Origin of the sequence: Saccharopolyspora sp., assembly GCF_017434145.1 — a bacterium.
Lineage (GTDB): Bacteria > Actinomycetota > Actinomycetes > Mycobacteriales > Pseudonocardiaceae > Saccharopolyspora_C > Saccharopolyspora_C galaxeae.
In genome coordinates, this window is sequence record NZ_JAFRFW010000644.1 from 1 (window position 1) to 1,716 (window position 1,716).

General features: G+C 71.8%; 1 protein-coding gene and 1 pseudogene. One reads left to right on the plus strand and one right to left on the minus strand.

The annotated features are described in order from the left end of the window. Window positions 1-141: 141 nt before the first annotated feature. Complete coding sequence (locus tag IJH84_RS17705) at window positions 142-1,467, plus strand: AarF/ABC1/UbiB kinase family protein (protein ID WP_295146434.1); 1,326 nt, start codon at window positions 142-144, stop codon at window positions 1,465-1,467. A 69-nt stretch (window positions 1,468-1,536) separates the two neighbouring features. Here IJH84_RS17705 and IJH84_RS17710 read toward each other — a convergent pair. Then, window positions 1,537-1,716: pseudogene (locus tag IJH84_RS17710) on the minus strand (hypothetical protein); the annotation flags it as partial.

Here is a 1,716-nt window from a genome sequence, read left to right on the forward strand (position 1 = left end):
AGCCGGGCCGGCGGGCGGTTCCGGCGCGATCGAGATCCCCACAAGCCCTCGGTGAACCACTACGATGTGCTCCGGCCCCCCGACACTCGAAGACTTTTCGTTCCTCGGGACGGTTCTGCTGCGCTGCGCAAAGGAGCCTTCGTGACCGACATCCCCCGCCGGGCGGCGCAACGCACCGCCAAACTCGCGAGCCTCCCGCTTGGCGTGGCCGGGCGGGTGGCCGCCGGCTGGGGCAAGCGGCTCACCGGGCACACCTCGGAAGAGATCAACGCGGAACTCTCCGCGCGCACCGCCGAGCAGCTGTTCGCCGTGCTCGGCCAGCTCAAGGGCGGTGCGATGAAGTTCGGCCAGGCGTTGAGCGTGTTCGAGGCCGCCGTGCCGGACGAGATGGCCGAGCCGTACCGGGAGGCGCTGACCAAGCTGCAGTCCGCCGCTCCCCCGATGTCCGGGGACAGCGTGCGGCGCGTGCTCGACACCCAGCTCGGGCGTGCCTGGCGGGACCGGTTCGCCGAGTTCGACGACGAGCCCGCCGCCGCTGCCAGCATCGGCCAGGTGCACCGCGCCGTCTGGCACGACGGCCGGGACGTGGCGGTGAAGGTGCAGTATCCCGGAGCAGCGGAGGCACTGCGTTCGGACCTGCGCCAGTTGAGCAGGTTCTCCCGGTTGTTCCAGTCGCTGGCGCCGGGCGCGGAGATCAAGCCGCTGCTGGCGGAGCTGCAAGACCGGATGGTCGAAGAGCTGGACTACCGCACCGAGGCCGCCAACCAGCGCGCGTTCGCCACCGCGTTCGCCGGCGACGACCTGGTCCGGGTGCCGAAGGTGCTGGCCAGCGCCCCGCAGGTGTTGATCACCGAGTGGGTCACCGGGAAGCCGTTCGCCGAGATCATCGCCGACGGTGCGCAGCAGGAGCGCAACGAGGCGGGACGGCTGCTGGCCGAGTTCCACTTCTCCTCGCCGCAGCGTTCCGGGCTGCTGCACGCCGATCCGCATCCCGGCAATTTCCTGCTGGGCGAGGACGGCCGGTTGATCGTGATCGACTTCGGCGCGGTCGCCCGGCTGGCCGACGGCCTGCCGCCGGTGCTGGGGCGGATGATGCGGCTGGCACTGGAGGATCGGGCGGACGACCTGCTGAGGCTGCTGCGCGAGGACCGGTTCGTGCAGACCGACAGCGCGCTGCGCGCCGAAGACGTGATCGCCTACCTGGGCCCGTTCGTGGACCCGGTGCGCACCGAGCGGTTCCACTTCAGCCGCGAGTGGATGCAGCGGCAGGCCGAGCGGGTCGGTGATCTGCGCAGCCCGGACTTCCGCACCGGCCGGTCGTTGAACCTGCCCCCGGACTACTTGCTGATCCACCGGGTCACGCTCGGGGCGACGGGCATCCTGTGCCAGCTCGACTCGGAGTTCGCCGCGCGCGAGATCATCACGCGCTGGCAGCCCGGTTTCGCGGCCGAGCCCGCGCAGGACTGAGCCGACCGCAACCGCCTGCCTGCGGCGCCGGCCGGTGCGGCTACCGGCGACGGACGGCCGCGCCGGACCTCAACCGGCGGGTTTGCCGCCCACGTGGACCGTGTCGGCGACCAGGTAGTACACGTCGTCGCGACCGCCCACGTAGTGCGGGCCGTCCGGGTCGAGCAGCGCGTCGACCGCGTCGAGATCTTGCTGCGCGACCCGGCCCTCCGCGCCGCGGCGCAACCACTCCAGGCGTTCCAGGACGGC